General features: G+C 67.5%; 23 protein-coding genes. 6 read left to right on the top strand and 17 right to left on the bottom strand.

Features of this window, described 5'->3' with window-relative positions; all coding sequences use genetic code 11:
• Window positions 1-20 precede the first annotated feature (20 nt).
• The 11 genes from AACH00_RS02840 to AACH00_RS02790 all read right to left on the bottom strand — a co-directional run bounded on the left by AACH00_RS02840 (window position 21) and on the right by AACH00_RS02790 (window position 13,281).
• Window positions 21-953 (bottom strand): glycosyltransferase family 2 protein, encoded by a 933-nt coding sequence (locus AACH00_RS02840; protein WP_341397424.1) that lies wholly within the window; start codon window positions 951-953, stop codon window positions 21-23.
• A gap of 46 nt (window positions 954-999) precedes the next feature.
• On the bottom strand, window positions 1,000-2,127 hold the full coding sequence (locus AACH00_RS02835) for a glycosyltransferase family 4 protein (RefSeq protein WP_341397423.1): 1,128 nt from the start codon (window positions 2,125-2,127) through the stop codon (window positions 1,000-1,002).
• Window positions 2,128-2,138: 11 nt separating this feature from the next.
• Window positions 2,139-3,572 carry an oligosaccharide flippase family protein gene (locus AACH00_RS02830; protein WP_341397422.1) on the bottom strand — a complete coding sequence of 478 codons (1,434 nt, stop codon included), beginning with the start codon at window positions 3,570-3,572 and terminating at the stop codon, window positions 2,139-2,141.
• A complete protein-coding gene (locus AACH00_RS02825) occupies window positions 3,569-5,092 on the bottom strand; it encodes an O-antigen ligase family protein (protein ID WP_341397421.1) in 1,524 nt (507 codons plus the stop codon). The genes AACH00_RS02830 and AACH00_RS02825 overlap by 4 nt, the downstream gene beginning before the upstream one ends.
• Before the next feature lie 41 nt (window positions 5,093-5,133).
• Window positions 5,134-5,724, bottom strand: coding sequence for a P-loop NTPase family protein (locus AACH00_RS02820; RefSeq protein ID WP_341397420.1), 591 nt, complete (start codon window positions 5,722-5,724; stop codon window positions 5,134-5,136).
• Window positions 5,725-5,741: 17 nt separating this feature from the next.
• Complete coding sequence (locus AACH00_RS02815) at window positions 5,742-7,154, bottom strand: Wzz/FepE/Etk N-terminal domain-containing protein (RefSeq protein ID WP_341397419.1); 1,413 nt, start codon at window positions 7,152-7,154, stop codon at window positions 5,742-5,744.
• 12 nt (window positions 7,155-7,166) lie between these two features.
• Window positions 7,167-8,327 carry a polysaccharide biosynthesis/export family protein gene (locus tag AACH00_RS02810; RefSeq protein WP_341397418.1) on the bottom strand — a complete coding sequence of 387 codons (1,161 nt, stop codon included), beginning with the start codon at window positions 8,325-8,327 and terminating at the stop codon, window positions 7,167-7,169.
• Window positions 8,324-9,559, bottom strand: coding sequence for a DUF1972 domain-containing protein (locus tag AACH00_RS02805; protein ID WP_341397417.1), 1,236 nt, complete (start codon window positions 9,557-9,559; stop codon window positions 8,324-8,326). The genes AACH00_RS02810 and AACH00_RS02805 overlap by 4 nt, the downstream gene beginning before the upstream one ends.
• Window positions 9,549-12,080, bottom strand: a complete 2,532-nt coding sequence (locus AACH00_RS02800) for a glycosyl hydrolase 2 galactose-binding domain-containing protein (RefSeq protein WP_341397416.1) — start codon at window positions 12,078-12,080, stop codon at window positions 9,549-9,551. Before AACH00_RS02800 ends, AACH00_RS02805 begins: the two co-directional genes overlap by 11 nt.
• 12 nt (window positions 12,081-12,092) lie before the next feature.
• On the bottom strand, window positions 12,093-12,350 hold the full coding sequence (locus tag AACH00_RS02795; RefSeq protein WP_341397415.1) for an acyl carrier protein: 258 nt from the start codon (window positions 12,348-12,350) through the stop codon (window positions 12,093-12,095).
• Window positions 12,351-12,663: 313 nt separating this feature from the next.
• Window positions 12,664-13,281: an alpha/beta hydrolase gene (locus AACH00_RS02790; RefSeq protein ID WP_341397414.1), complete on the bottom strand. Its 618-nt coding sequence runs from the start codon at window positions 13,279-13,281 to the stop codon at window positions 12,664-12,666.
• A 232-nt stretch (window positions 13,282-13,513) separates the two neighbouring features.
• On the opposite strand from AACH00_RS02790, the gene AACH00_RS02785 reads away from it, so the two are divergent.
• From AACH00_RS02785 to AACH00_RS02775, 3 genes are read left to right on the top strand one after another with little or no spacing between them, the layout of a single operon-like run.
• Complete coding sequence (locus AACH00_RS02785; RefSeq protein ID WP_341397413.1) at window positions 13,514-14,689, top strand: acyl-CoA dehydrogenase family protein; 1,176 nt, start codon at window positions 13,514-13,516, stop codon at window positions 14,687-14,689.
• 3 nt (window positions 14,690-14,692) lie between these two features.
• Window positions 14,693-15,616, top strand: coding sequence for an amino acid--[acyl-carrier-protein] ligase (locus AACH00_RS02780; protein ID WP_341397412.1), 924 nt, complete (start codon window positions 14,693-14,695; stop codon window positions 15,614-15,616).
• Window positions 15,613-16,638, top strand: coding sequence for a DUF1839 family protein (locus tag AACH00_RS02775; protein ID WP_341397411.1), 1,026 nt, complete (start codon window positions 15,613-15,615; stop codon window positions 16,636-16,638). The genes AACH00_RS02780 and AACH00_RS02775 overlap by 4 nt, the downstream gene beginning before the upstream one ends.
• A 29-nt stretch (window positions 16,639-16,667) precedes the next feature.
• Here the strand turns inward: AACH00_RS02775 and AACH00_RS02770 are convergent, their stop codons facing one another.
• The 3 genes from AACH00_RS02770 to AACH00_RS02760 are packed head-to-tail and all read right to left on the bottom strand — an operon-like array spanning window position 16,668 to window position 18,548.
• Window positions 16,668-17,090, bottom strand: a complete 423-nt coding sequence (locus AACH00_RS02770) for a group II truncated hemoglobin (protein ID WP_341397410.1) — start codon at window positions 17,088-17,090, stop codon at window positions 16,668-16,670.
• 7 nt (window positions 17,091-17,097) lie between these two features.
• On the bottom strand, window positions 17,098-17,868 hold the full coding sequence (locus AACH00_RS02765) for a MinD/ParA family protein (protein ID WP_341397409.1): 771 nt from the start codon (window positions 17,866-17,868) through the stop codon (window positions 17,098-17,100).
• Window positions 17,865-18,548, bottom strand: coding sequence for a GGDEF domain-containing protein (locus AACH00_RS02760; RefSeq protein WP_341397408.1), 684 nt, complete (start codon window positions 18,546-18,548; stop codon window positions 17,865-17,867). The genes AACH00_RS02765 and AACH00_RS02760 overlap by 4 nt, the downstream gene beginning before the upstream one ends.
• A 231-nt stretch (window positions 18,549-18,779) precedes the next feature.
• On the opposite strand from AACH00_RS02760, the gene AACH00_RS02755 reads away from it, so the two are divergent.
• The 3 genes from AACH00_RS02755 to AACH00_RS02745 all read left to right on the top strand — a co-directional run bounded on the left by AACH00_RS02755 (window position 18,780) and on the right by AACH00_RS02745 (window position 21,537).
• Entirely contained in the window at window positions 18,780-19,652 is an 873-nt protein-coding gene (locus AACH00_RS02755; protein WP_341397407.1) for a CheR family methyltransferase, read from the top strand.
• A 71-nt stretch (window positions 19,653-19,723) separates the two neighbouring features.
• Window positions 19,724-20,422 carry a chemoreceptor glutamine deamidase CheD gene (gene cheD / locus AACH00_RS02750; protein WP_341397406.1) on the top strand — a complete coding sequence of 233 codons (699 nt, stop codon included), beginning with the start codon at window positions 19,724-19,726 and terminating at the stop codon, window positions 20,420-20,422.
• 26 nt (window positions 20,423-20,448) lie between these two features.
• Window positions 20,449-21,537, top strand: coding sequence for a protein-glutamate methylesterase/protein-glutamine glutaminase (locus AACH00_RS02745; RefSeq protein WP_341397405.1), 1,089 nt, complete (start codon window positions 20,449-20,451; stop codon window positions 21,535-21,537).
• Window positions 21,538-21,540: 3 nt separating this feature from the next.
• On the opposite strand, the gene hemW is transcribed toward AACH00_RS02745, so the two are convergent.
• The 3 genes from hemW to rph are packed head-to-tail and all read right to left on the bottom strand — an operon-like array spanning window position 21,541 to window position 24,218.
• On the bottom strand, window positions 21,541-22,800 hold the full coding sequence (hemW, locus tag AACH00_RS02740) for a radical SAM family heme chaperone HemW (protein WP_423221878.1): 1,260 nt from the start codon (window positions 22,798-22,800) through the stop codon (window positions 21,541-21,543).
• A gap of 19 nt (window positions 22,801-22,819) precedes the next feature.
• The gene (locus tag AACH00_RS02735) at window positions 22,820-23,452 is read right to left on the bottom strand and encodes a non-canonical purine NTP pyrophosphatase (RefSeq protein WP_341397404.1); all 633 of its coding nucleotides are present in this window, start codon (window positions 23,450-23,452) and stop codon (window positions 22,820-22,822) included.
• Window positions 23,453-23,477: 25 nt separating this feature from the next.
• Window positions 23,478-24,218, bottom strand: coding sequence for a ribonuclease PH (gene rph / locus AACH00_RS02730; protein ID WP_341397403.1), 741 nt, complete (start codon window positions 24,216-24,218; stop codon window positions 23,478-23,480).
• Window positions 24,219-24,336 lie beyond the last annotated feature (118 nt).

The raw sequence follows: 24,336 nt of genomic DNA, 5'->3' as shown, positions 1-24,336 counted from the left end.
GGATGAGTCTCCGGCCGTGGTCAGGTGGTGAGGATGCGCCAGGCGCGACGCATCAGGTCGCGGCTCGAATCGGCCTTGGTGCGCAGGCCGGGCTTCAGCCAGCCGCCGATGCCGAACAGGCACCAGCGCAGGCCGAAGCCGGCCCAGGTGACCAGGTCGTAGAGCGCCAGGCCGCGTCCGCCGCGCATCTGGCGATAAAACTGTCGCGGCCCCTTCAGCGACGAGAGCAGCACCTCGCCCTGCTGCTGCTTCATGCTCTCGCCCTGGAAGTGCACGATGGTGGCGCGCGGTGTGTAGATCACCGCGCCGCCGGCCATCTTCAGGCGGTGGCACAGCTCCATGTCTTCGCCGTACATGAAGTAATCGGGGTTGAAGAGCTTGCCCTGCAGCGCGCTGGCCCGCAGCATCATGCAGGCGCCACTGACCCAGTCGACCGCCATGTCGTCGGCCACGTCACGGTCAAGGTAGAGCGGCATCGGCCGCCAGCGGGCGGGCAGCAGGCGGTCAAGAAAGAAGTAGTGGTTCACCAGGTTGGCCAGGCGCGGGTAGGCGCCGCCAGTCCAGCGCTGCAGCGTGCCGTCGCCATTCAGCAGGCGGCAGCCCATCACGCTCACGCCGGGCTGCGCATCCATCAGCGTGCGCATGCGGGCCACGGCACCGTCCAGCACCAGCGTGTCGGGGTTGAGCAGCAGCACATGGCGGCCGGTGCACAGTGGCAAGGCCTGGTTGTTGGCGCGGCCAAAGCCCAGGTTGTCGGCATTGGCCAGCAAGGTGACCTCCGGGAACTCGGCGGCGACCATCGCGGCACTGCCGTCGGCCGAGGCGTTGTCGACGACGATGACCTGCATGCGTTCCGCAGGCATGCCGCTGGCATCACGCAGCGATTGCAGGCAGCCCCGCAGCAGCTCGCGCACGTTCCAGTTCACGATGATGATGGACACATCGATGGTCATCGTGTGGTCTCCCGGTGGTTGGGTGTAGGGGCAAGGGTCAGGGTGTTCATCTGCTGGCCAAGTGGCGCCCGTGGGGGCTGGCGGCCAGCAGTTCCTCGTAAAACGCTTCCTGGGCCGCGGCGGCGGAATCCCAGTTGTATCGACGGGCGTGCTCACGCATGGCATGGCCGCGCGCCACCAGGTCGTCGTCAGACCAGTGCTGCACATCGCGCAGCGCGGCCGCATAGGCGTCCACGTCGAACGGCGGCACCAGCGGGCAGCCGGGCGCGGCCACTTCGCTCATCGGCTGCTTGTTCCACAGCACCACGGGCTTGCCGGCTGCGTTGGCTTCAGAGATCGTCATGCCGAAGGTTTCGTAGCGCGACGGCATGGCCAGGCAGCGGCATTCATCCAGCAGCGCCAGCCGTTGCTCGGCGTTGTAGATGCCGTAAATGCGCACCTTGCCCACCAGGCCGGTGCGCTCCAGTTCGCGCTGCAGCGCCTCGGGCTCCTGCACCTTGCCGGCCAGCGTCAGGGGCTCACGTTCGGCTTCAGGCAAACGCGCCCAGGCTTGCAGCAGCAAATCGACGCCCTTCGCACCCACCTCGATGCGGCCCATGAACAAGATGCCGCGGCCGGCGCGTATCGGTTGCTCGAACAGTGCATCGTCCACCCCGTTCGGAATGACACGGGCCTTCACGCTGGCGTGCCGCTCTTCCATGAAGGCCTGCATCGACGGCGTCAGCACCACGAGGTTCTGGTACAGCCGCACGCCGTATTCCTCGCCCCAGTGGAAAGGCAGCTTCAGCCAGCGGGTGTATTCGCGGGCGCTGAACCACTGCACAGAGCCCACCATCGGCCGATCACGGCGGCGGAAAAGCGGTGTCAGCGTGGCGGAACACGGCGGCATGAAATCTTCGACCAGCAGGTCATGCGGGTAGCGGCGCACCGCCCAGGGCAGTGACGCCAGAAACGTCAGGTGATGCGAGGAGCCGTGGTCGCGCACCTTGCGGCCCAGGCGCACATAGCGGATGCCGTCGCGCCAGAGCTCCGGCGTGCTGCCCGGAAAGGTCGGTGTGAGCACGGTCACTTCATGGCGGCGCGCCAGGCGGCGGCAGATTTCCCAGGTGCGCACGGGCCCACCACCGGAAATCGGGTTGTCCATGTCGTCGGGGTCGAGGTGCAGGATGCGCATGGTGTTGGTTTTCAAGCCTGCCGACGACGAAGGGTGGTCCAGCCGGCGCGCCAGTCCTGCAGCAGTCCGCGGTGCACCAGCCCCACCACGGCGGCGGCCAGCAGCCAGGCACCGCAGCCCGCCAACGCCCGCCACACGACGCCCGTCGACCAGACCAGTTCCATCGCGAACACGCCGGCAGCCAGCGCAGCCAGCTGGCGCAAGTAGTCACGCCACAGCCCTCCCAGGCCCAGTGTGGCAGCGGCCCAGCGCAAGCGGTACGCCACGCGGATCATCGGCGTCAAGGTCACGGCGATGGCCACGCCGCGCGGGCCCCACAAGGGCACCAGCCAGAACAGGCCGATCACCAGCCAGACCAGCGACAGCGCCAGTGCACGGAAGTCATGGGCCTGGGCACGGGCTGCCAGCATGGTGGACGACAGCACCTGATCGGCCGTCATGAACACGGCACCGAAGATCAGCCAGCGCAGCACGTCACTGGCCGCCGACATGCCGGGCGCATACAGCACGCCGATGATCAGCTCGGAGCAGGCCGATACCACCAGCGCCACCAGCATGCCCACGCCCAGGCTGGCCCGCAGCGCGCCCGTGAGCAGGCGGCCGAACTGGTCGCGGTCGCTGGCAAACAGGCGGGCGAGTGCGGGCATCATCGTCAGGGCCGCCACCGTGGGCAGCATCAAGGCCGCGTCATACAGGCGCGAGGCCGCAGCGTAGATGGCCACCTCATGCAGGCCTTGCAGGCGCGACAACACGATCACGTCGAGTCGAGAGGTGAAGCCCGCGAGCAGGGCAATGCCCAGGTACATCGGCACCTCGTGCCAATGGCGGTACCAGATGGCGAGCTGGCAATCGCGCCAGCGCGGTCGGGGCAGCTCGGGCAGCAGCGCATAGGCGAGCCCCACGGCAAACCGCAGCAGCGTGATCACCGCAAAGATGCCCGTGAGACCGCCGCCCAATTGCAGCACCAGCAAGGCGCCGCCAAATCGCAGGAAGGCCTCGGCGCCCTGCACCCGCGCGATGTCGGCCATGCGTTCGCGACCAAGCAGCGTCACCTCGGCCACCTGGATCCACGCGGTGGGCAGCATGGCCAGCGCAATCAGCCAGAACGACGCGTGCAGCTCTTCACCGTAGGTCGTCTGGCCGATCACGCCGATGCCCAAGCCCAGCACCACCGCCACCGGCAGCGCAAACGCCACGCCGTTGCTGAGCTCGACCTGGATGTTTTCATGTTCGGCCGCAGCCCGGCGGATGAAGGCCGGCGCAAGCCCCAGCAGCGGCAGCAACTGCAGCAGCAGGAAGATGTTCATGAGCAGCGAGAAGCCGCCCAGGCTGTTGCTGTCGAGCCGGTGCGACAAGACCCAGAACAGACCGAAGTTCAGCGCGGCCATCGCCAGGCGCAAGCCCATCGCCGAGCCCAGCATGCCCATCAGGCTTTGCTGCTTCATGCGGCGCCCCCGCGCGGCACAGGCCGCTGCCGAAGCACCACTGCCTGCAGCACACCCGCCGTCAGCCACAGCATGAAGACACGGGTCTCGGCGTAGAAGTTGTCGGCCGTGAGGAACAGCAGCTGCCCGACCAGCGAGCCACTCAGGCCGATGGCCAGGGCCAGCGAAGCCGGATCACCACGCCAGCGGCGCAGTGGCCATGGCAAGGCAATCATGCAGGCCAGCAGACCGAGGAAAAAGAACATCGCCGGCACACCCAGCTCGGCGGCCAGCAGCAGGTAATGGTTGTGCACCACCAGCGTCCGCAGCTGCTTCTGGTAGTCCTCCGACACCTGTGCAAATTGCGGCCCGACAACCTGGCTGGACGCGCGGTTGTATTCACCGAAGCCCACGCCGAGCCAAGGGCGGTCGGTGATCATCGTCATCGCCTGGCCGTTGAGCAGCCCGCGCGACTCCAGCGAGCGATCATCCGGCGCGGTCAGCCGCAGCACGGCTTGCGGATACAGGATCACCACCATCACCACAGCCGCCACCGCGGCGGCCACCAGCCGCCACACGGCGCGCATCGGCATCAGCCGGCAGCGCACCAGGCCCGCCACCACCACCAGCCCGCCCACCACCAGCGCCACCCAGCCGCTGCGCGACAAGGTCAGCACCTGCATCACCCCGGCCACCAGCAGTGTTGCGACCGTGACCCACCAGACCCGCACAGGCAGCCAAGTGCGGCCGACCAGCGCCAGCGCCATCAAGGGCGGCAGCAGCAATGACAAATGATGTGCCAGCGAATTCGGGTGGCCAAAAAACCCGGTTGGCCGGAACGCCAGGCCCTCGCCGCCGAAGGTAAGCGCCGCCACTTCGGTCAGGCCCTTGGCGCCCGGCAAGGGCAAGGCCTGGCGGGTGAGCAACTGCGCCAGCACGTACACCGCTTCGATCAAGAGCACGGCCACGCTGGCCTGCAAGGCGATGCGCAAGGCGCCCGGGGCTTGCAAGGCATGCGAAGCGACGTAGAACCCCAGCACGGCCAGCGCGTAGGCCACGCCGCTGGCCACGGCCAGCTCACCCTGGGCGGAGCCAAGCGAGCGCAGCAGCAGGTAGCCGGCCCAGCTTAAAGCGGCCATGTCCAGCCCGGTCAACGGTGGCCAACGGCCCGCCACCAGGCGCCGACTGGCCGCCCACCAAAACGCCAGCAGCAGCAACACGGCGTGCGCAGGCGTGAGGTAAAGGCCGGGCGAGTAGTACTGCCCCTCCGGCGCCACGATGGCCTTGCTGATGTCCACCGGCGCCAGAAAGAACAGTCCGGCCACCAGCCAGAGCTGCACCTGGCGCGTCCACAGCACCCAGGCACCACCGGCCAGCGCCACCAACGCGGCGCCGAGCTGCAGCGTGCTGCCCCCGGCCACCGCCATGGCCACCGCCAGCGCACCGATGCACAGCATCGCTACCCCGATCAGCATGGCACCGGGCTGCAGGCCGCGGGGGGCGTCGTGCTCGGTGCGGGCGCTCATCGCGGGCGTGCTCATGGAAGGTGGCGGGGTTATGGGCAGCGGCAGAGGCAGGGGCATCAGGTGCCGCGCAGCCAGCCGGGCACGCTGGCCTGGCGGTTGAGCACCACACCGGCCACGCGCTCGGGCGCCACATTCGCCGCCTGCATGGCCTTCGACAGCGCACGGTCGGTGGTGCGCTGGCTGTTCACCACCAGCAAGATCTGATCAACCTGCGGCACCAGCGCGCCACACGCCGCCAAGCTCGGGCCATCCACCAGCACCAGCGCGCGGTGGGCACGCAGCGCCTGAACCGCCTGGGCCACCGCATCGATGCGGAACAGCGCAACGTCTGACGACGCCGCCAAGGCACCGCCTCCAGCTGCCAGTTCCCACAAGCCGTCGGTGTCGGTGCCGGCGGGCATCTGGCCGCTTTCCAGCAGCTCGCGCCAGCCCGGCCCGGCCGGTGCGCTCATCTCTGGCTGCAGGCTCACCAGGCCGACGCGTCCGGGCGTCTGCACGGCCAGGGCACGGGCCAGCGCGCGGGCCACCAGCGACTTACCTTCGCCGTCTGCAGCGCTGCTGACCAGCACCACGCAGGGCTCGTAACCCACACGCTCACGCAGGGCGAGCGCGGTGCGCTGGATCATCAAGGAGTCAAGCTTGGACATGGAGGTGGCCATTCGGGTTATCGGCTGCGCGCGCCCAGCAACTGCTGGCGTTCCGCATCACTCAATCGGGGCAGACTGCCCAGCACGGTCAGCCCGCCGGGCAGGCGCGCCAGCTCGATGGCACCGTGCAGGCGGCGGTCGGTCATCTCGCGCCAGCCGGCCACCAGCAGGCCCAGCAGCAGGCCGGCCAGCGGTGCGAGCATCGCGAGCGAGCCGCGCTTGCGGCCCTCTTCCGGCAGGGGCAGCTGCGGCGCATCAACCACCACACGGCTGTCGGCCTCGGTGGGGTTCAGCTTCAGGTACAGGTCGATCTGGTCGTACTTCTTCTGCAGCTCCACATAGCGGTCCTGGGCCAGTGCGCGCTCGCGCTCCAGGCGCGCCATCTGCGCCCCCACGCGCACGCCTTCGCGCACGCCCTGGCTCAAGCGCTGCCGCGCCTGGTTGAGCCGCTCGCGCAGGCTGCGCACGTTGTCGGCATCGTCGGTGTAGAGCTGGCGCATTTCTTCCAGGCGCGCCTGCATCTCCAGCGTCTGCGAGCGCAGCAGCGACACCGCCTGGCTGTGACCGGCCGTGCCGCCCTCCATGCCCAGGTCAATGCGCAGGCTGGCATTGCCGATCGGCGGGGTGATGTCGCGCGGCGCGGCTGACACACCGTCCAGCGCACCGGCCGTCAAGGCGCCCTGCCCGCTGGCCGACATCGCCAGATCGACCATGCGTTGCTCCACCTGGGCCAGCTCGGAGCGGGCGTCGGTGAGCTTGGTTTCGATCAGGTGCGAGGTGGATTCACCGAGGCGTCGGTTCTGCTGGGCGCCCACACGCAGGTAGTTTTCGAGCAGCGCGGCGAGCGCGCGCGGGGCCAGTTCACGGTCGGCGCATTCAAGGCGAAGCTCCAGCACGTTCGACGCGGTCTCGGCGGTCTTGGAGCGCTGCGGCGCCACGCTGACGCTCTCGAGGAAGATGTCGACCAGGGCATTCATGCGCACCGGGTCGGTGGGCAATGGTGCCCGGCCGAGCCAGCGGTTCAGCGTGGTGCGCACCTGGTTCATCGGCGTGCGTGCCAGCTGGTCTTCGGTGATGCTCAAACGCTCGATGACGGACGCGATGCTGGTGCGGGACAGCATCAGCTCCATCTCGGTCTCCATCTTGCGGTTCACCGGGTCCTGCAAGGGCGATTCGCGATAAGCCGTGATGCCCGACAGGAACGACGGCGTGCCTTGCTGTTCGGTTTGCACCCAGACCCGGGCGGCCGACGTGTAGAGCGGCACCTGGGCCTTGATGAAAGCCAGCGCCAGCACGGTGGTCAGGCCGGTGCAGGCCAGCACCCAGACGCCCTGGCGCCAGATCACGGCCGGCCAGTCGCGCGGCACAGCGGCCGATTCGCCGCTGAACAAGGGGGCTGCCTGGACAGCCTGTTGGTAGGAAACGGACATGCCGGGTCGACCTCAGTTGGTGGCGTTCGGGCGCAGGCTGTAGCCAAAGCCGACGGAGCTGTTTTTCAGCGGCGGGAACAGGTTGAACACATAGAGGTTCAGGCGGTCCGCCAGCGATGCCGGTTCACTCTTGGGCAGCAGCACCACGTCAAAGGGCTGCAGCACGATGTCGCGGTCAGGCGACTTCAGGTAGTCGTCGGCCAGCGCCGGGTGCAGCACCTGGGCGGTGTTGTCAGGCGCGCGGCGCAGCAGCACCAGCTGTCCCATGTCGCCCGTGGGCAGCTGGCCCCCGGCTTCCACCAGCGCCTGCAGCAGCGACATGCCGGGCCGGAACGGCAGCACGCCAGGCTTGCCCACCTCACCGCCCACGAACACCTGCTGCACCGCAAAGCCACGCGCCACCACCACCGGTTGCAACTGCGCCAGACCGGCGCGGCCCGTGCCGCCCGGCACCCGCACGTTCTGGGTGGTGACGCTGCGCACGATGACCGACAGATCAGGCTGCTTGAGGTAGCGGGCATAGCGCTGGCGCAACTGCCCCTGCAACTCTTCCGGGCTCAATCCCTGAGCCAGCAGGGTGCCCACCATCTGCACCTGGATGCGACCGTCCGGCCGCAGCTTCAGCACCTCATTGAGCTGCGGGTACCAGGGGAATTTCAGCTCGATTTCATCATTGGGCTGCAGCAGGTATTCGCGCTGGCCCGGTGCGCCGTCCAGCGCCTGCAGCCGCTCACGCAACTCGGCCTGCAGGTCATCGGGCGTACGGCCCTGCGCATGCACCGTGCCAACCAGCGCCAGGCTGATCTTGCCGTCGGGGCGCACCTTCAGGCTCTGGTCGAGCTGCGGTGCATCGGGCACGCGGATGTCGATTTCGTCGCCCACCGACAGGGTGTAGCGCAGGGGCTCAGGCGCCGGGTTGGGCACTGCGGCCGGTGCACTGGCTGCCACCGCTTGCGGCGGCAGGTTCAGCAAGGGCACGCTCTGGCTGGGCGGCTGGGCCGGTGCATGGCTGCACGCCACCAGCACGCCGGCCACGGTGCCGGCCCAGGCGGCCGTCCACAGCCCACGGGCCAAGCGTTGCAGCCCGGTGGCACGCGGGGTGCGGGCCTCCAGGGCAGCCCCCACGGCTGCCACCACATCAGCAGCCCGGTCTTGCACAACAGCTTGATTCACGAATCTGCCCCTTGGTTGCCTTCAGGCCGGCCAGTCCAGGCCGGCAGAGATACATGCGCCTGACCGATCGCCCGCGCATGCCAGGCCGCCAGCACCTGCTCGTAACTTTCCAGCACCCGCGGCCAGGCGAAGGTGGTGGCCGCCCGCTGGCGGTTGTGCGCAGCCAATTGCGCACGGCGGGCCGGATTGTTCAACAAATCATCGAGTTCTTCGGCCGCCTGCTCAGGGCCGTTGAAATACGCAGCGCCCTCGCCCACCACCCAGCGGTTGAAGCGATTGTCGTGGGCCAGCACGGCGTTGCCCGCACCCATCGCTTCCAGCAACGACGGGTTGGTGCCGCCCACGCGGTGGCCGTGCACATACAGCAGGCTGTGCAGCCGCAGGGCCGCCACGCGCTCGGGCTCATAGATGCCACCGACAAACTGCACCTCGTCGCTCGCCGCAGCCAGCACCTCGGCATGGAAGGGAATGACGTCCGGGTGGTAGTTGCCCAGCACCACCAGCTTCACTCCACGGCGGCGCGCGGAGAAGGCCTGCACGATGTCCAGCACCGAGTTTTCAGGCTCGGGGCGAGCGATCAAGGTGACATAGCCGCCGGGTTGCAGGCCGTAGGCAGACAGCACGCCCACATCACCGTCGTCGATGCGGTCGGTGCCATACGGAATCATGCTGATGCGCGACATCGACACCCGCGTCGACAGGTGTCGGGCGATGTGCGGATGGTCGGCCAGCAAGTGGTCGGCCAGCAGGCAGCCGCCCCAATCGTTGAGGTACAGCCAGGCGCGGGCGAGGCGGCCCCACTTGGCCCGCGACCACTCGATGCCGTCCATGTTGATGACCTGCTTGACGCCCGCCAGGCGCAGGCGGGCACCGAACAGCGCGGTGTTGTAGCCCAGGGTCAAGACCAGCGGCGCACGTTCCTTGATGACATGGCGGATGCAGGCCCAGTCGAAGCGCATGCTGTTGACCGCCGTGTCGGGGCCGACGCCGATGTGCACCAGGCGCACGCCCTGCCACCAGGTGACGTGCGGCTCGCCGATCTCGTCGACCTGGCAATACACGGTGATGTCCCAGCCGCGAGACACCAGCCACGGCGCCAGCCGGGCCGCGAAGGTCTCGAAGCCGCCGTGCGCCGCCGGAATGCCGCGGATGCCCAGCACCGACAACTGCCGGCGTCCGCTGCCCGCACGCCCGTCGGACGGTCGGTGTTGACTTCGTTGTTCATCGCGCATGGGTCACCACCACTGTCGTCATTGCATTGATGGCGCCGACACTGGCATGCCAGGGGGCGGACGTTCCAGGCCAGGGCGTGAAGCGCACAGTGCGCGCCATGCCCGGTGCCAGATGAAAACCTTCGACGGACGGGCTCCAGCCCTCCGCCTCGAAATACACCGCGCGTGCGGCTCCCCGACTGCCCACCGTGACCAGCCAGCTGCCGTCGTCTTGTGCCGCAGCCACCGCGTGCAGGCCCGGATCGCCCGCATGGCCCAGCGGCCTCGGCGCCTCGTCATCAGGCAGATCGATGAAGTGCACCCGCTCGGCGATCAGCTCGCCCGATTCGCCCAGCCACCGCAGATGCAGACCGTGCGCCGGTGGCGGGCCGAACCGGAAGGCCCAGTTCACATCCAGAAAACCGGGCAGCAGGCTGCTGACACCGAGGCTGATGCCGCCGCGTGCAGGCACGGACAAGGTCTGCCGCCCCTCCGCCACCGTCACGTCAGCATCGCGCCAGAGGCGCCATTGCAAGCTGCCGTGGCGGGGTTCGGCACCGTCGTTCACGGCGTGGATGTGAAGGCCGTTCATGCCCTCGTCCGTCACACCCAGGTGCTGCGGCTGGCACACATCGGCCAGCGCATGAAAGGCTTGCTTGGGATCACCGGCATCGTCGAGCAGGCCCCAGCCCGCACCGGGCCGCAAATCGCGCAGGAACCACACCAGCGCACCGCTGCAGGCCGAGCCAGGCCGGCGCCACTGTGAATAGCAGCGGGTGATGAGTTCCGCACCGACAGCGCGGCCGAGTTGCAGATGGCGCGCGGGCTGGCTGCGACGCAGGGCCTCGACTGATTCACCGTACAGGCGCTCCACATAGTGGTCGCGGATGTCGTCGAAATCCCATCCTGCGCCCAGGTCACGCGGCACGCCCGCCTTCCAGGCCGGGCTGTGCACCGGTGGTGTGGTGCCGCCGGCTGCGGCACGCAACCGCGCCATGCCGCGCTCACCCGGCACCTGCGCCAGGGCCAGGCATTCGGTCGCGAAGCGCAGCCCGCTCTGGGTGGCGTCGCGGGTGCCACGGCGGTAGGCGCCCACGCCGTAATACGACGTGGTGCCGGCAGACGGCTGGAACGGGTAGGCACCGCCGATGGAACTGCCGGGCCAATACGGCACGCCGGGCAATTCATGGGTGATGCGCTCGCGCAGTTGTTCATGGAACAAGGCCGGCTGCCAGAGGCTGGCATCAGCGCCCCACATGGCGGCCTGCTGCGCCACTTCGGAGTTGCCGCAGACAACAGCCAGGCAAGGCCGGCCGCGCCAGATGGACAACTGCGTATCGAGCTCTGCCGCCACCTGCGCCTGGAAGGACGCGTCCGTGGCGGGGTAGTCCATGTTGGCGAACATCAGGTCTTGCCAGACCATCACGCCGTGCGCATCACAGGCGTCAAAGAAGGCTTCACCCTCGTACAGCGTGGCGCCACTCAGGCGCAGCATGTTGATGCCAGCTTTACGCAAGCGCTGCAACTCGGCATCGAGCTGGGCGGGGCTGGCCTGCAGGCTGCGCGCATCCATCGGCGTCCAGCAGGCACCGCGGGCAAACACCGGCACGCCGTTGACTTCAATGGCGAAGCCATCCTCCTGCGTCAGCAAGGCCACACGCCGAAATCCGGTGTGCCCCAGCGGCGAATGCCGAAGCTCGCCACCGGCTGAACGCCAGGCAAGCGCCAGTGCGTAGCGCACCGGCTCGCCGTGGGTGTGGGGCCACCAGGCTTGGGCGCCGGGCACCTCGGTGCGCAGCAGCCACCGGCCCTGGTTGAGCGTCAGCGGGAACTGCCACTGCTCATCGCGGCCAGTCACCGACAAGTGCACTTCAGTGGCCCCCTCGGGCAAGTGGAGACCCAGCGACAGCTGCCCCACACCCGCCTCAGACAGACCGGCATCGAGCTGCAATGCGCTGGGCGCGTCGGCATCTGCAGGCGACAGCCACACCGGACCAGTCAAGCCCACCGGCGGCCAGGCCGGTGACCAGCCCGGCGTGCGGCCGAGCAAGCTCGTGCGCCACCAGCGCAGGCCCGCGTGCGCCACCATCGGGGCACGCCAGCGCGCCCGCGGTTTGCGCTGCTGCGCCAGCAGCGGCGACAAGGCCTCCACACGAATCAGCAGTTCATTGCCCGACGGGCGCCACTGCGTGGAGGCCACCACCCATTGGTGGCGCACGAACATGCTGCTGCTGCTCAGCTGCAGCTCACCGTTCAGCCAGACCGAGGCCTGGGTGGCCAGACCGTCCAGACCCAGGCGCAGGGCGCGGTCGAGTTCGGCAGGCGCCAGGTCGAAACGGCAGCGATACCACCAGGTCCGGCCGTCCAGGTCAGCCGCCACCGCGTCATCGGCAGGCAGCGCCAAGGCCTGCGCCACGGTGGCCGGCGCATCCAGCGCCTGCCAGTCGGCTGCAGCAGGCGCTTCACCTGACGCCAGACACCACCCGTCCGTCAGGAGACGTCCTTGTGAGCGGGGTGCTGGCAGCGGCGTGAAGTCGACCATGGGGCGTCGCGGTCAGGCGTCCGTCAAACGCGCCACGGCGGCCGTGATGGCCGAGATGCTGGCGAACACGGCTCGCGTCAGCATGTGGTCGGGAAACTCGACATCAAACTCGGCCTCCAGCGCCAGCATCACGTTGACGCTGGCGTGGGAGGTCATGCCGGCCTGGTAGAGGTCAGCGGCGTCATCGAGCGTCAGGGCGTCGTGCGACAGGCGGGCCTGCTGGGCCAGCACTTGGCGAACACGTTGGGCGATGTCTTGTGAATTGGTCATGGTCAAAGCAACCCTGCCGGCAAACATCGGCAGGTTTTGGTCAGTGGATGGAAGAGGCGCCCGCAGGCTCTGGCCTGGACCGGAGGACTGGCACCTTCTGACTGGCGCCGGGTGGGCGCCACAAAAACGTCATCAGGATTCAGCACGTTGAGGGTGGCAGTGTTCAAGCGTCGACCTTCGCGGCTGGTACAACCGGCGGCCCGTCGGGCTTGGCACATTTTCTTACAATTTGGCTCTCAATGAGTCAATGATAGGCACGCCCCGCCCACCTTGGCAGCCCCTAATTGACATTAGTGGCACACCGGCGACGCCCCTAGGAAAAATTGACGTCTTGCCGTTTCAAGGCGTTGGCCATGCGCTGCAAACGCCGCCAGACCACCAGCGGCAATTCATGGCCGCCATCAAACGGAAGCCAGTCACAACGCGCACCTTGCGCCGCGAGCCAGTCGCACAAGGCCTCGCCGGCGGCCGGGCTCGGCGCGACATCGTGGTTGCCGTGCGCCACCAGCACGGGCATGTCAGCCAGCAGGGGAACACGCGTCGGCCAGTCCGCCACCCCCACGCGAGAGCTGGACATCCAGGCCAGTGCATCGGGCCGTGGCGCCTCAGGCCAGTGCGCCAGCGCTTCCGCCAGCAACATGCCCCCCTGCGAGAAGCCCGCCACCATCCAGGGCAAGGTCTGGTCAGGGGCACCGAAGATGTCCCACCACAGCCGCAGGCTGGCCAAGGCAGCTGCACGCCCCTCGGGCTGGTGGCTTGCAAAGTCATCAACGGGCGTGCCCAGCTCGTCATAGGGCGGCCACCAGGAATGCCGCCCCTGGCCGTGCTGCACCGGTCCGGCAGGCACGCACCACAACACCGGCGCGCGCAAGGCCTGCAACAGCGGCACCACGTCTTCCGGCGCCATTTCGCGGCCATGCAGCCACAGCACTGCGCCTTTTGGCGCTACATCAGGTTCTACAAGCGCACATCCCCCCCAATTGGCAAGGCGGCTTTTGAGGGTGGTTATTGCGTCCATATGGGAAACTGAAAGTAACACGACGGACGTCGTTTCAAGACGCCCGTCCCTGTTCAGGTTTGAACATCACGATAGCGCAAGCCCCTGTCCGAGCAGCCCGATACAAGGCTCACAGGCAGGGCAAATGCAGCCAACGGACACCGCCATGGATACCGCCGCCACCCCCTTCCCCGTCATGCTCGACGGCGTCCGCCAGCTCGCCCGGGAGACGGCCGCCACCCATGCCGCCGACGTGGACCGCGAGGCCCGATTCCCGCAGGAAACCGTCGACGCGCTCCGCCGCGTGCGGGCGCTGTCAGCCCCGGTGCCGCGCCAGTACGGCGGGGCCGGCTGCACGATGGCCGAGCTGACGCAACTCGTCAGCCAGCTGTCCCAGCATTGCGGCGCCAGCGCCATGGTGCTGGCCATGCACTACATCCAGGTCGGCTGCATCACCCGCCACGGCAAAGACGACCCCTATTTCCAGGAGGTGATGCGCGAGCTGGTCGAGCGGCAACTGCTGCTGGGCTCGATGACCTCGGAGGTGGGCACCTGGGGCGACACCCGCAGCAGCATCTGCGCGCTCAAGCAGGCGGATGAACGCTTCGAGCTGCAGAAGGCCGCCACGACCGGCTCGTACTGCGCGCAGGCCGACGGCATCCTGGTCACCACCCGCCGCGCCGATGACGCTGCCGCGGGCGATCAATTGCTGGTGCTGGTGCGCCGCGAAGATTGCACGCTGACGCAGATGTCCACCTGGGACACGCTGGGCATGCGCGGCACCTGCAGTCCGGGCTTCGATCTGAAGGCCTCGGCCCATGTGCAGCAGGTGCTGCCGGAAGGCTACCCGGCCATCTCCGCGCTGACGATGGTGCCGTATTCGCACATCCTCTGGGCGTCGCTGTGGTGGGGCCTGGCCTTCGGGGCCTACGCGCAAGCCGCCGCCTATGTGCGCAGTCTGGCGCGCAAGTCGCCCGGCGTGGTGCCGCCGGTGGCCACCGACCTGGCCAAACTGAATGTGGAGCTGCAGACCATGCGTTACCACTGGCAGGGCCTGGCCCAGGAGTTTGATGCCCAGGTGGTGGCAGGCACCGATTCGGAAGCATTCACCCGCGTCGACTGGGCCCTGAAGATGAACAACCTGAAGACCGCCTGCTCCGAGGCTGCACCGCGCATCGTGCAGGGCGCCCTGCAGATCGTCGGCATCCAGGGCTACAAGAATGATTCGGCCTACAGCATGGGCCGCGCGCACCGAGACGCCATGTCGGCGTCGCTGATGATTTCAAACGGCCGCATCGCCGCCCGCAGCGCATCGCTGCTGCTGGTCCACAAGGCCGACTGAACCATGACGAACCACACCATTGACGCCTACGATCCGCACGCCTTCCATGATGAGCTGGCAGCGCACGGACTGATCCTGCCCACGGGCATCCGCGGCGCCTACGGCCGCGGGCCGGTGTTCGAGGACATCCTCGAACGCTTTGATGCCCTGGTCATGAACAGCGCGGCAGACGACGGCGCCGAAGCGATGACCTTCCCGCCCGTGGTGGCCCGCACCATGATCGAGAAGATGGGTTATCTCGACAACTTCCCGCAGCTCATCGGCAGCATCCACAGCTTCTTCGGCACGGGCCTGCAGGCACGCGAGATGGCCGACCAGGCACGCGCTGGCGAGCGCTGGGAGAGCTTTCTCGACATCACCGACCTGATGCTGCTGCCCGCGGCCTGCTATCCGGTCTACCCGATGTTCAGTGGCCTGCTGCCCGAGGGTGGCCGCCTGGTCACCACCCGCAACTGGTGCTTCCGGCATGAGCCGTCTGACGAGCCGACACGGCTGCAATCCTTCCGCATGCGTGAGTTCATTCGCGTGGGCGCACCGGACGCCGTGGAAGCCTGGCGCGACAGCTGGCTGGAGCGCGGGCTGGCCCTGCTGCGCAGCCTGGGGCTGCCGGCCGACAGCGACGTGGCGAACGACCCGTTCTTTGGCCGTGCCGGCAAGATGATGGCCACCAGCCAGCGCGAGCAACGCCTGAAGTTCGAGATCGTGGTGCCCGTGGTGTCAGCCACTGAGCCCACCGCCGTGTGCTCGTTCAACTGGCACCAGGAGCACTTCACCAGCAAGTTCGACATCAGCCGCGCTGACGGCAGCACGGCCCACACCGCCTGCCTCGGCTTTGGCCTGGAGCGCGTGGTGCTGGCCCTGCTCAAGACCCACGGCTGCGACGTGAACCAATGGCCCGCCGAGGTGCGTGCCCAACTCTGGTCATGAGCGGCGCGCCACCAGCCACCCCGCAGGCCGGGGTGGCCAGCGCATGGCCCGGCCCCAGCCCACTGCACCAGCTGCCGCATGCCCTGCATGCGAGCGGCGCCATCTGGCCCGAGAAAAATTGCTACACCGACCTGTGGATCGGTGTGCTGCACGGCCTGGCACTGGAGCCGCTGGCCGTGATGGGCGCCAGTGCCCTGGTGGATTTTGAAGGCGACCAGTGGACCTTCTTCAAGCCCTCGCATGACCTGCTGCGGGAGCGTCATGGCCTCGACGTGCAGGAGCTGACGATTTGGCGTCCGCTGCTGGACCACGCCCTGGAACACCTGGCCGCCGGCAAGCTGCTGAGCGTCGAAGCCGACGCCTTCTGGCTGCCGGACGTGGCGGGCACCGACTACCGGCAGAACCACACCAAGACCACGATCGTGCTGGTGTCCGTCGATGCCGCCGCCAAGCGCCTGGTTTACTTCCACAACGCCGGCTGCTTTGAGCTGACGGGTGAGGATTTTGACGGCACCTTCGGCCTGACGCCGCGGCCGGCCGATGCCGTGGCCCTGCCGCTGTTCGCCGAGTTCATCCGCCTCGACCGCACGCGCCAGCGGCCATCGGCCGAGCTGCATGCGCTGGCGCGTGCCGAGTTGCCCGGCCTGCTGGCGCGCCGCCCGGTGCACAACCCGGTGCAGCGCTTTGCTGAGCGCTTCCTGCAAGAGCTGCCCGCCCTGCGCGAACAAGGCCTGCCGCACTACCACGCGTGGGCCTTTGCAGGCACCCGCCAGATGGGCTCGGCCTTCGAGCTGGCGGCCCGCTGGATTGCCTGGTGGTCGGGCGATCAGCGGGACGAGGAACTGAGCCGCGCCATCGCCGCGTTTGAGCAGTTGTCGGCCCAGGCCAAGACTTTCATCCTGAAGGGCGCGCGCATGGTCAACAGCAGCCGTCCGGCTGATCCTGGCACGCTGTTTTCCGACATGGCGTCGGCGTGGGACGAAGGTTGGGGTGCGCTGGCGGCCTGGCAGCAGCGCCAGTAACCACCACAAAAGGTCGCGGCAACAGGGCCTCAATCGGCCCGGTTGCGCATCCAGTCGGCGGTGTCGAAGAACGACTTTTCCAGGCGTTCAGCCAGTGCGGGTTCCACCTCGCACTCGCGCATCGCCTGGTACATGCAGGCCAGCCACTGGTCACGCTCAACCCGGCCGATGGAAAACGGCAGGTGGCGGGCGCGCAGGCGCGGATGGCCAAAACGCTGCACGAAGTAGTCCGGGCCACCCAGCCAGCCGCACAGGAACCAGAACAGCTTGTCGCGGGCGTCGTCCAGCGTGCTGCCGTGCACTTCGCGCAGCACCGCCAGCGAAGGCTCCAGATCCATCAGGTCGTAGAACCGGTCCACCAGCGCGCGCACGCCGGGCTCACCGCCCATGCGCTCGAACGGGGTGGCAACGGGCTCGGCGGGGGCAGCGTCAGGGGTTGTGTGTTCGGTCATCAGCGGGTCACAGGCGGGCGGCCGCAGCCACCACAGCCTGGGCAGCCGCACTGCCCGGGAAGCAGTCGATCAGCAATTGTCGCCGCTTCACGGCATCGCGCACCGCGCTGTCCACCGGCACTTCGGCCACGAACTCCAGCTTGACCGGGCTGTCGAGCCCCGGGCTGACGTAGCGGTCGACCACTTGCTGCAACTGGCCACGAATGGTGCGGCCTTCGCCGGTGCGACTGGATTGATTGACGAGCAGGCGCAGGTCGCGTCGGCCCTGCGTCGTGGCCAGCACCTTGATGGTGGCGTAGGCGTCGGTCAGCGAAGTCGGCTCAGGCGTGGCCACGACCAGCACTTCATCGGCCAGCGACACGGTGTAGAGCACCACGTCTGAGATGCCGGCGCCGGTGTCCAGCAGGATGCGGTCGAACCGCGGCCGGACCTGTTCGATCACGCCCAGCAGCTGGTCGCGCACCTCGGGCGTCAGCCGCGAGTACTCGACCATGCCGGAGCCAGCCAGCAGCACCGAGAAGCCCCCGGGCGCCGGCAGGATGGCCTCTTCCAGCTTGTTCTTGCCGGTGAAGACGTCATGCAGGGTGATCTTGGGAAAGAGGTTCAGCACCACGTCGAGGTTGGCCAGGCCCAGGTCGGCATCCAGCACCAGCACACGCTCGCCTTGACGAGCCAATGCGGCAGCCAGATTGGCCGAGATGAAGGTCTTGCCAACGCCGCCCTTGCCGCTGGTGATGGCGGTGATGCGGGCTTGTTTGCTGGTAGCGGTGGCGTTCATTCGGAGTCCCCGGACAGGGTGTTGCCAAACAACAGCCCCTTTTCTTCGGCGCTGACCAACGAGACGGGCGTGGGCTCCAGGCAAGTGCGGTTGCGGCCTTCGGATTTGGCGCGATAGAGCTGCAGGTCGGCCCGCTCACACCACAAGCTGGGTGAGGAGCGAACCCATTGCGGCGCAAAGGCACCGCCCACGCTGACCGTCACACCCAGATGCTGGGTAGGCGTCAGCGAAATAATCTTTGATTCAATCTTGGCGCGGATGCGCTCGGCCACGGTCTGCCCGAACGCCGGCGGGCAATTCGGCAGGATCACGGCAAATTCTTCACCGCCGACGCGGGCCGGCAAGTCCATCGGACGCACGCAGTCGGCCAGGCCCTCGGCAACGATCCGGATGACCTGGTCACCCACGACGTGGCCGTAGGTGTCGTTCACTCGCTTGAAGTGGTCGATGTCGAGGATCAGCAGCAGCGCCGGCTCGCCGGAGCGCGCAACACGGTCGATTTCCCGGGCCAGCGCGGCCTCGAAGCTGCGGCGGTTCGCCAGGCCAGTCAGGGCGTCACGGCTGGAGAGGTCGCACAGGGCATCGATCAGCCCCTGCAGCCACGCCACGCTGCCGGGCGCACCCGGCGGCGGTTTGTGCCCGGATTGCACCAGCAATTGCAACGCCTGATCCAGCTTCAACGAAGCTGGATCTGATGGGCGGATGTCAAGTGAACGAGGCACGTTTTGCGACTTTTTTGGGTGTCGACGCAGTCTAGCAGTGCACCCCCGCCACCCATAGGCAGGAAAAGGCCAGGTTACGCCCCTCAACTTCAGTCGTGATCAATACGGCCGAAAAGGAAGATGGCGGACCAACGGCGCTGAATGCGCTTTCCGCTGTCTGTGCCCGTTGCCGCCACGAAAAACTCAACGATGAATCAACTTCTCGACCCCTCCTCGCGCGGCGCCTCCGCCGATGCGGAGACCATCGACCACGAATTCACGTTCGCTTCGGCAGACTTTGAGCGCGTGCGCCAATTGATCTACCAGCGTGCGGGCATCAGCCTGCACGAGGGCAAGCGCGCCATGGTGTACAGCCGCCTGTCGCGCCGCCTGCGGGAAACCGGACACCGCAGCTTCAAGGACTACCTGGCCTGGCTGGAGCGCGCCTCCGGCGCCGACGGCGACCAGGAGTGGCAGGAGTTCATCAACTGCCTGACCACCAACCTCACATCCTTCTTCCGCGAGGATCACCACTTCCACGCTCTGGCCGAAGCCCTGAAGGCGCCGGGAATGAGCAAATCGCCCCGCATCTGGTGCAACGCCGCCTCGACCGGTGAAGAGCCCTATTCGATCGTGATGGTGCTGGCCGAGGTGCTCGGGGAGCGCTCAGGCGCCAAGCTGATGGCCAGCGACATCGACACCAAGGTGCTGGCCACGGCGCGGCGCGGCGTGTATTCGGCTGACGCTCGCGGGCTGTCGCCGGAGCGGCTGCGCCGGCACTTCCTGCGCGGCACCGGCCCGAACTCGGGCAGCATCCGCGTCAAGCCCGAACTGGGCCAGATGGTCGACTTCAAGCCGTTCAACCTGATGACGCCGCATTGGTCGATGGGCGAGCCCTTCGACATGGTGTTCTGCCGCAACGTGATGATCTATTTCGATCACGACACCCAGCGCAAGGTGCTGGAGCGCATTCACGGCGTGATGAAGCCCGGCAGCCTGCTGTTTGTCGGTCACTCCGAGAACTTCACCGATTCGCGCGATTTGTTCCACCTGCGCGGCAAGACGATCTACCAGCGTGTCTGAGGCCTTCTGCCCAACCGCCCCCCTGACCGACACCGACCTCATTCCTGTTTGCGACTGACGGACACCCGCTCATGGCCACACTCTCTTCGACCCCGATCCCCGGCGCCCGCGGCAACCTGCCCCCGCCCGGACTCCTGGCGGCAGGCACCGGCAACCGGACAGCCCGCCTCGACAAATTGAAGGCCCAGCCCCGCAAGCCGGGCGAAGCGTCGTTCTTCTTCTACGACGCGCACTTCAAGAACGAAGCCGTGAAGATCCTGCCGGGCGAGTACTTCGTTGACAACGAAGACCTGCTGGTGATGACCACGCTGGGCTCGTGCATCGCCGCCTGCCTGTGGGACCGCCAGGCCAAGGTCGGAGGCATGAACCACTTCATGCTGCCCGAGGGCACCGGTGAATCCGGCCGCTACGGCACGTATGCGATGGAATTGCTGATCAACGAAATGATGAAGCGCGGCGCCTCGCGTCTGACGATGGAGGCCAAGATCTTCGGCGGTGGCGCCGTCATCAGCGGCATGAACACCATCAACGTCGGCGAACGCAACACCAAGTTCGTCACCGACTTCCTGGCCACGGAACGCATTCCCATCGTCTCCAAGGATGTGCTGGACATCTACCCGCGCAAGGTCTGTTTCCTGCCCTTCAGCGGCAAGGCCATGGTGAAGCGCTTGGCGCCGACCAATGCCGAGGCCCTGGTGGCACAAGACCGCGTGGCAGCCCAACGCGCTGCACCGGCTTCGACCGGTGGTGGTTCGGTGGACCTGTTCTGACGCACAAGACAATCGAGGAGACGTTTATGCCCAAGACCCGTGTGGTCGTGGTCGACGATTCGGCCCTGGTGCGCAGCCTGCTGGCCGAAATCATCAACCGACAAACCGACATGGAATGCATCGGCTCGGCGGCAGACCCCTACGCTGCGCGCGAGATGATCCGCAACCTGAACCCGGACGTCATCACGCTGGACGTGGAGATGCCGCGCATGGACGGCCTGGACTTCCTGGCCAAGCTGATGCGCCTGCGCCCGATGCCGGTGGTGATGGTGTCCACGCTGACCGAGCGCGGTGCCGAAGTCACGCTGAAGGCGCTGGAGCTGGGTGCGGTGGACTTTGTCGCCAAGCCCAAGATCGGCGTGGCGGACGGCCTGAAACAGCTGGCCGAAGAAATCACCGACAAGGTGCGCATCGCATCGAAGGCCCACATCAAGCGCACGCAGGCGCCCGCCCCGGCAGCGCCCGGTGCCGCGCCGGTGGCGCCGCGGCCGATGCTGGCCAGTGCGGGCCGACTGTCGACCGAGAAGATCATCTTCATCGGCGCCTCCACGGGCGGCACCGAAGCCACCAAGGAAGTGCTGATCAACCTGCCGCCGGACGCGCCGGCCGTGGTCATCACCCAGCACATGCCGCCGGGCTTCACGCGCAGCTATGCCGCCCGCCTGGACGGCCTGTGCAAGATCCGGGTGAAGGAAGCCACCGACGGTGAGCGCATCCTGCCCGGCCATGCCTACATCGCACCGGGTGGCCTGCACCTGAGCGTCGAGCGTTCGGGCGCCAACTACATAGCCCGTGTGCGTGACGGCGAACCGGTGAACCGCCACAAGCCGTCGGTGGAAGTGCTGTTCGAATCAGCGGCGCGTGTGGCCGGCCCGAATGCCTTCGGCATCATGCTCACCGGCATGGGCGCCGATGGGGCGAAAGCCATGAAGATCATGCGCGACGCCGGCAGCTACAACTACTGCCAGGACGAGGCCAGCTGCGTGGTATTCGGCATGCCGCGCGAGGCCATCAACCATGGCGCGGCCAATGAAGTGCTGCCGCTCGGGCAGATCGCGCCGCACCTGATGGACAAGCTGCGCCAGACCCACGGCGCCTCGCTCAACCGCGTCTGATCTTCAGAGGAAGATTTCCTGCAGATTGCTCAGGAAATCAAAGCCTCGCGCCGTGGGCCGCCAGACGCGGCCCATCGGCGCTTCCACGATCTTCAGCAGGCCCTTGTCCTGCGCCTCTTGCAGGCCCTGGGCCACGGCTGACGGCGGCAAGCCGGTGCGCTCGGCAAACAGCGCGGCTTCAATGCCGTCGCGCAGCCGCAGCGTGTTGAGCATGAACTCGAAGGGCAGCGCCTTGCGCGTCACCTCGTGCTCGTTCGACACGGCCTTGCCCGCCAGCGCCTCACGCATGTAGGCCGCCGGCTCGCGCCAGCGCACCTGCCGCACCACCCGGTGCGGGAAGCTCAGCTTGCCGTGTGCCCCGGCGCCAATGCCGAGGTAATCGCCAAACTGCCAGTAGTTCAGGTTGTGGGCGCAGCGGTGCCCGGGCCGCGCATAGGCCGACACCTCGTAGCGCTGCAAGCCGGCCTGCCCGGTCATGTCGGCCACCAGATCGAGCATGTCGGAGCCGGTGTCGTCATCAGGCACTTCAGGCGGGTTGTTCGCGAACGCGGTGTTGGGCTCGATCGTCAGGTGATAGAGCGACAGGTGCGGCGGCGAAAACGACAGCGCGGTGCGCAGGTCTTGCGCCAGCTCGTCGATGGTCTGCCCCGGCAGGGCGTACATCAGATCGAGGTTGAAGGTGTCGAAGCTGGCGGCGGCTTCCTGCACGGCGGCCAGCGCCTGCTCGCGGTCATGCACGCGGCCCAGTGCCTGCAGCTTGGCATCGTCAAAGCTTTGCACGCCGATGGACAGGCGCGTCACGCCCGCAGCCCGGTAGGCGCGGAAGCGGTCTTTCTCGAAGGTACCGGGGTTGGCCTCCATCGTGATCTCGCAGCCCGGCTGCATCGGCAGCAACTGACGCAGATCGCTGATGAGCCGGCCGATCGACTCGGGGGAAAACAGGCTGGGCGTGCCACCACCGATGAACACCGAATGCACGCTGCGGCCCCAGACCATGGGCAGGCTGGCTTCGAGGTCGGCGCGGAGGGCGTCCAGGTAGCGCTGCTCGGGCATCGCGCCCGCACCTTCGGCCACCAGCGGCGGCAGGCGGCCAGGGGCCGGCGCGTCGGCGGCTTCAGGCTGCCGCCACTCGTGCGAGTTGAAGTCGCAGTAAGGGCACTTCTTCAGGCACCAGGGCAGGTGCACATACACCGACAACGGTGGCGGCGCACCCAGTTGCAAGGTGCCCGGGCGAAGGTATCGGTCGGTCAGCGACATCGTCATCGGCAGGTGTCCGCGGCTCTCAACCCAGGTGCCAGGCGCTGCGCATCAACTGCAGCAGTTGCGCGGCGGCCAGCGCACGGTGGCTGTGTGCGTTCTTCACGTCCGGCGACAGACGGGCCACGCTGCTCTGCAGCGCGGGAATGAACATCAGCGGGTCATAGCCAAAACCGCCCTCACCGTCCGGTGCGGTCAGGATCTCGCCGTGCCAGCGACCGAAGGCGATCAAGGGTTCCGGGTCATCGGCTGAGCGCACGGCCACCAGGGCGCTGACAAAGCAGGCGCGGCGATCCATCGCGCCGCCCAGGCGCGCCAGCAGCAAGGCGTTGTTGGCAGCGTCCTGGCCCTGGCGTGCAGCTTCACGCTCAGCGCCAGCGGCGGGTGCGTAAGGCGCGTACACCGCACTCTGCACACCCGGGCGGCCACCCAGCGCTGACACGCACAGGCCGGAGTCATCAGACAAGGCCGGCAGGCCGGTGGCTTGCGCCGCGTGCCGGGCCTTGGCCAGGGCGTTCTCGACGAAGGTGATGTGCGGCTCTTCCGCTTCACCCACGCCCAGCGCGCCCTGGTTGACCAGCTCGATGTGAAGGGGCGACAACAAGGCCGTCAGCTCCTTCAGCTTCTTCGCGTTGTTCGACGCCAGCACCAGCTTCATCACTTGTCTCCAGCAGCGTGGGTACTCAGGCCGGCAGCGGTGCCGACAGCGCCGCCTTCTGCAGCGCCACCAGATCGGTGATGCCGTCGGTGGCCAGTTGCAGCAGCTGGTTCATCTCTTCGCGGCTGAAGGTCGCGCCTTCGGCCGTGCCCTGGATTTCGATGAAACCACCCGCGCCGGTCATCACGACGTTCATGTCGGTGTCGCAAGCCGAGTCTTCGATGTATTCAAGGTCCAGCAGCGGCGTGCCGTTGACGATGCCCACCGACACCGCAGCCACATGCTCGCGAATCGGCGAGGCCGCCAGCAGGCTCTTCGACAGCAGCACGTTGACGGCGTCCTGGGCCGCCACGAAGGCGCCGGTGATGGCCGCCGTGCGGGTGCCGCCGTCAGCTTGCAGCACGTCGCAGTCGAGGGTGATGGTGCGCTCGCCGAGTGCAGCCAAGTCAAACACCGCGCGCAGCGAGCGGCCGATCAGGCGCTGGATTTCCTGGGTGCGGCCGGTCTGCTTGCCCTTGGCGGCTTCACGGCCGCTGCGGGTGTGGGTGGCGCGCGGCAGCATGCCGTACTCGGCCGTCACCCAGCCTTCGCCGCTGCCCTTCTTGTGCGGCGGCACGCGCTCTTCCACGGAGGCGGTGCACAGCACGCGGGTTTCGCCAAACTCGATCAGGACCGAGCCTTCAGCATGGCGCGTGTAGCCGCGGGTGATGCGCACAGGGCGCAGGGCATTGGCGGCGCGGCCGCTGGAGCGTTCAAAAGTCGTCATGGTGGTGTTTCTTGGAAAAGGCGTTGAAAGTTGATGGACCGGGTGCACGGCGCTGGCAGATGGGCGCGTGGTGATGCCCGGCGGGCAAAACAGATGGCTGCGCTTGAAGCGCGGTTCG

The sequence above is a fragment of the Ideonella margarita genome, assembly GCF_038066635.1.
Lineage (GTDB): Bacteria > Pseudomonadota > Gammaproteobacteria > Burkholderiales > Burkholderiaceae_C > Ideonella > Ideonella margarita.
This window is presented reverse-complemented; position numbering and strand designations above follow the sequence as displayed.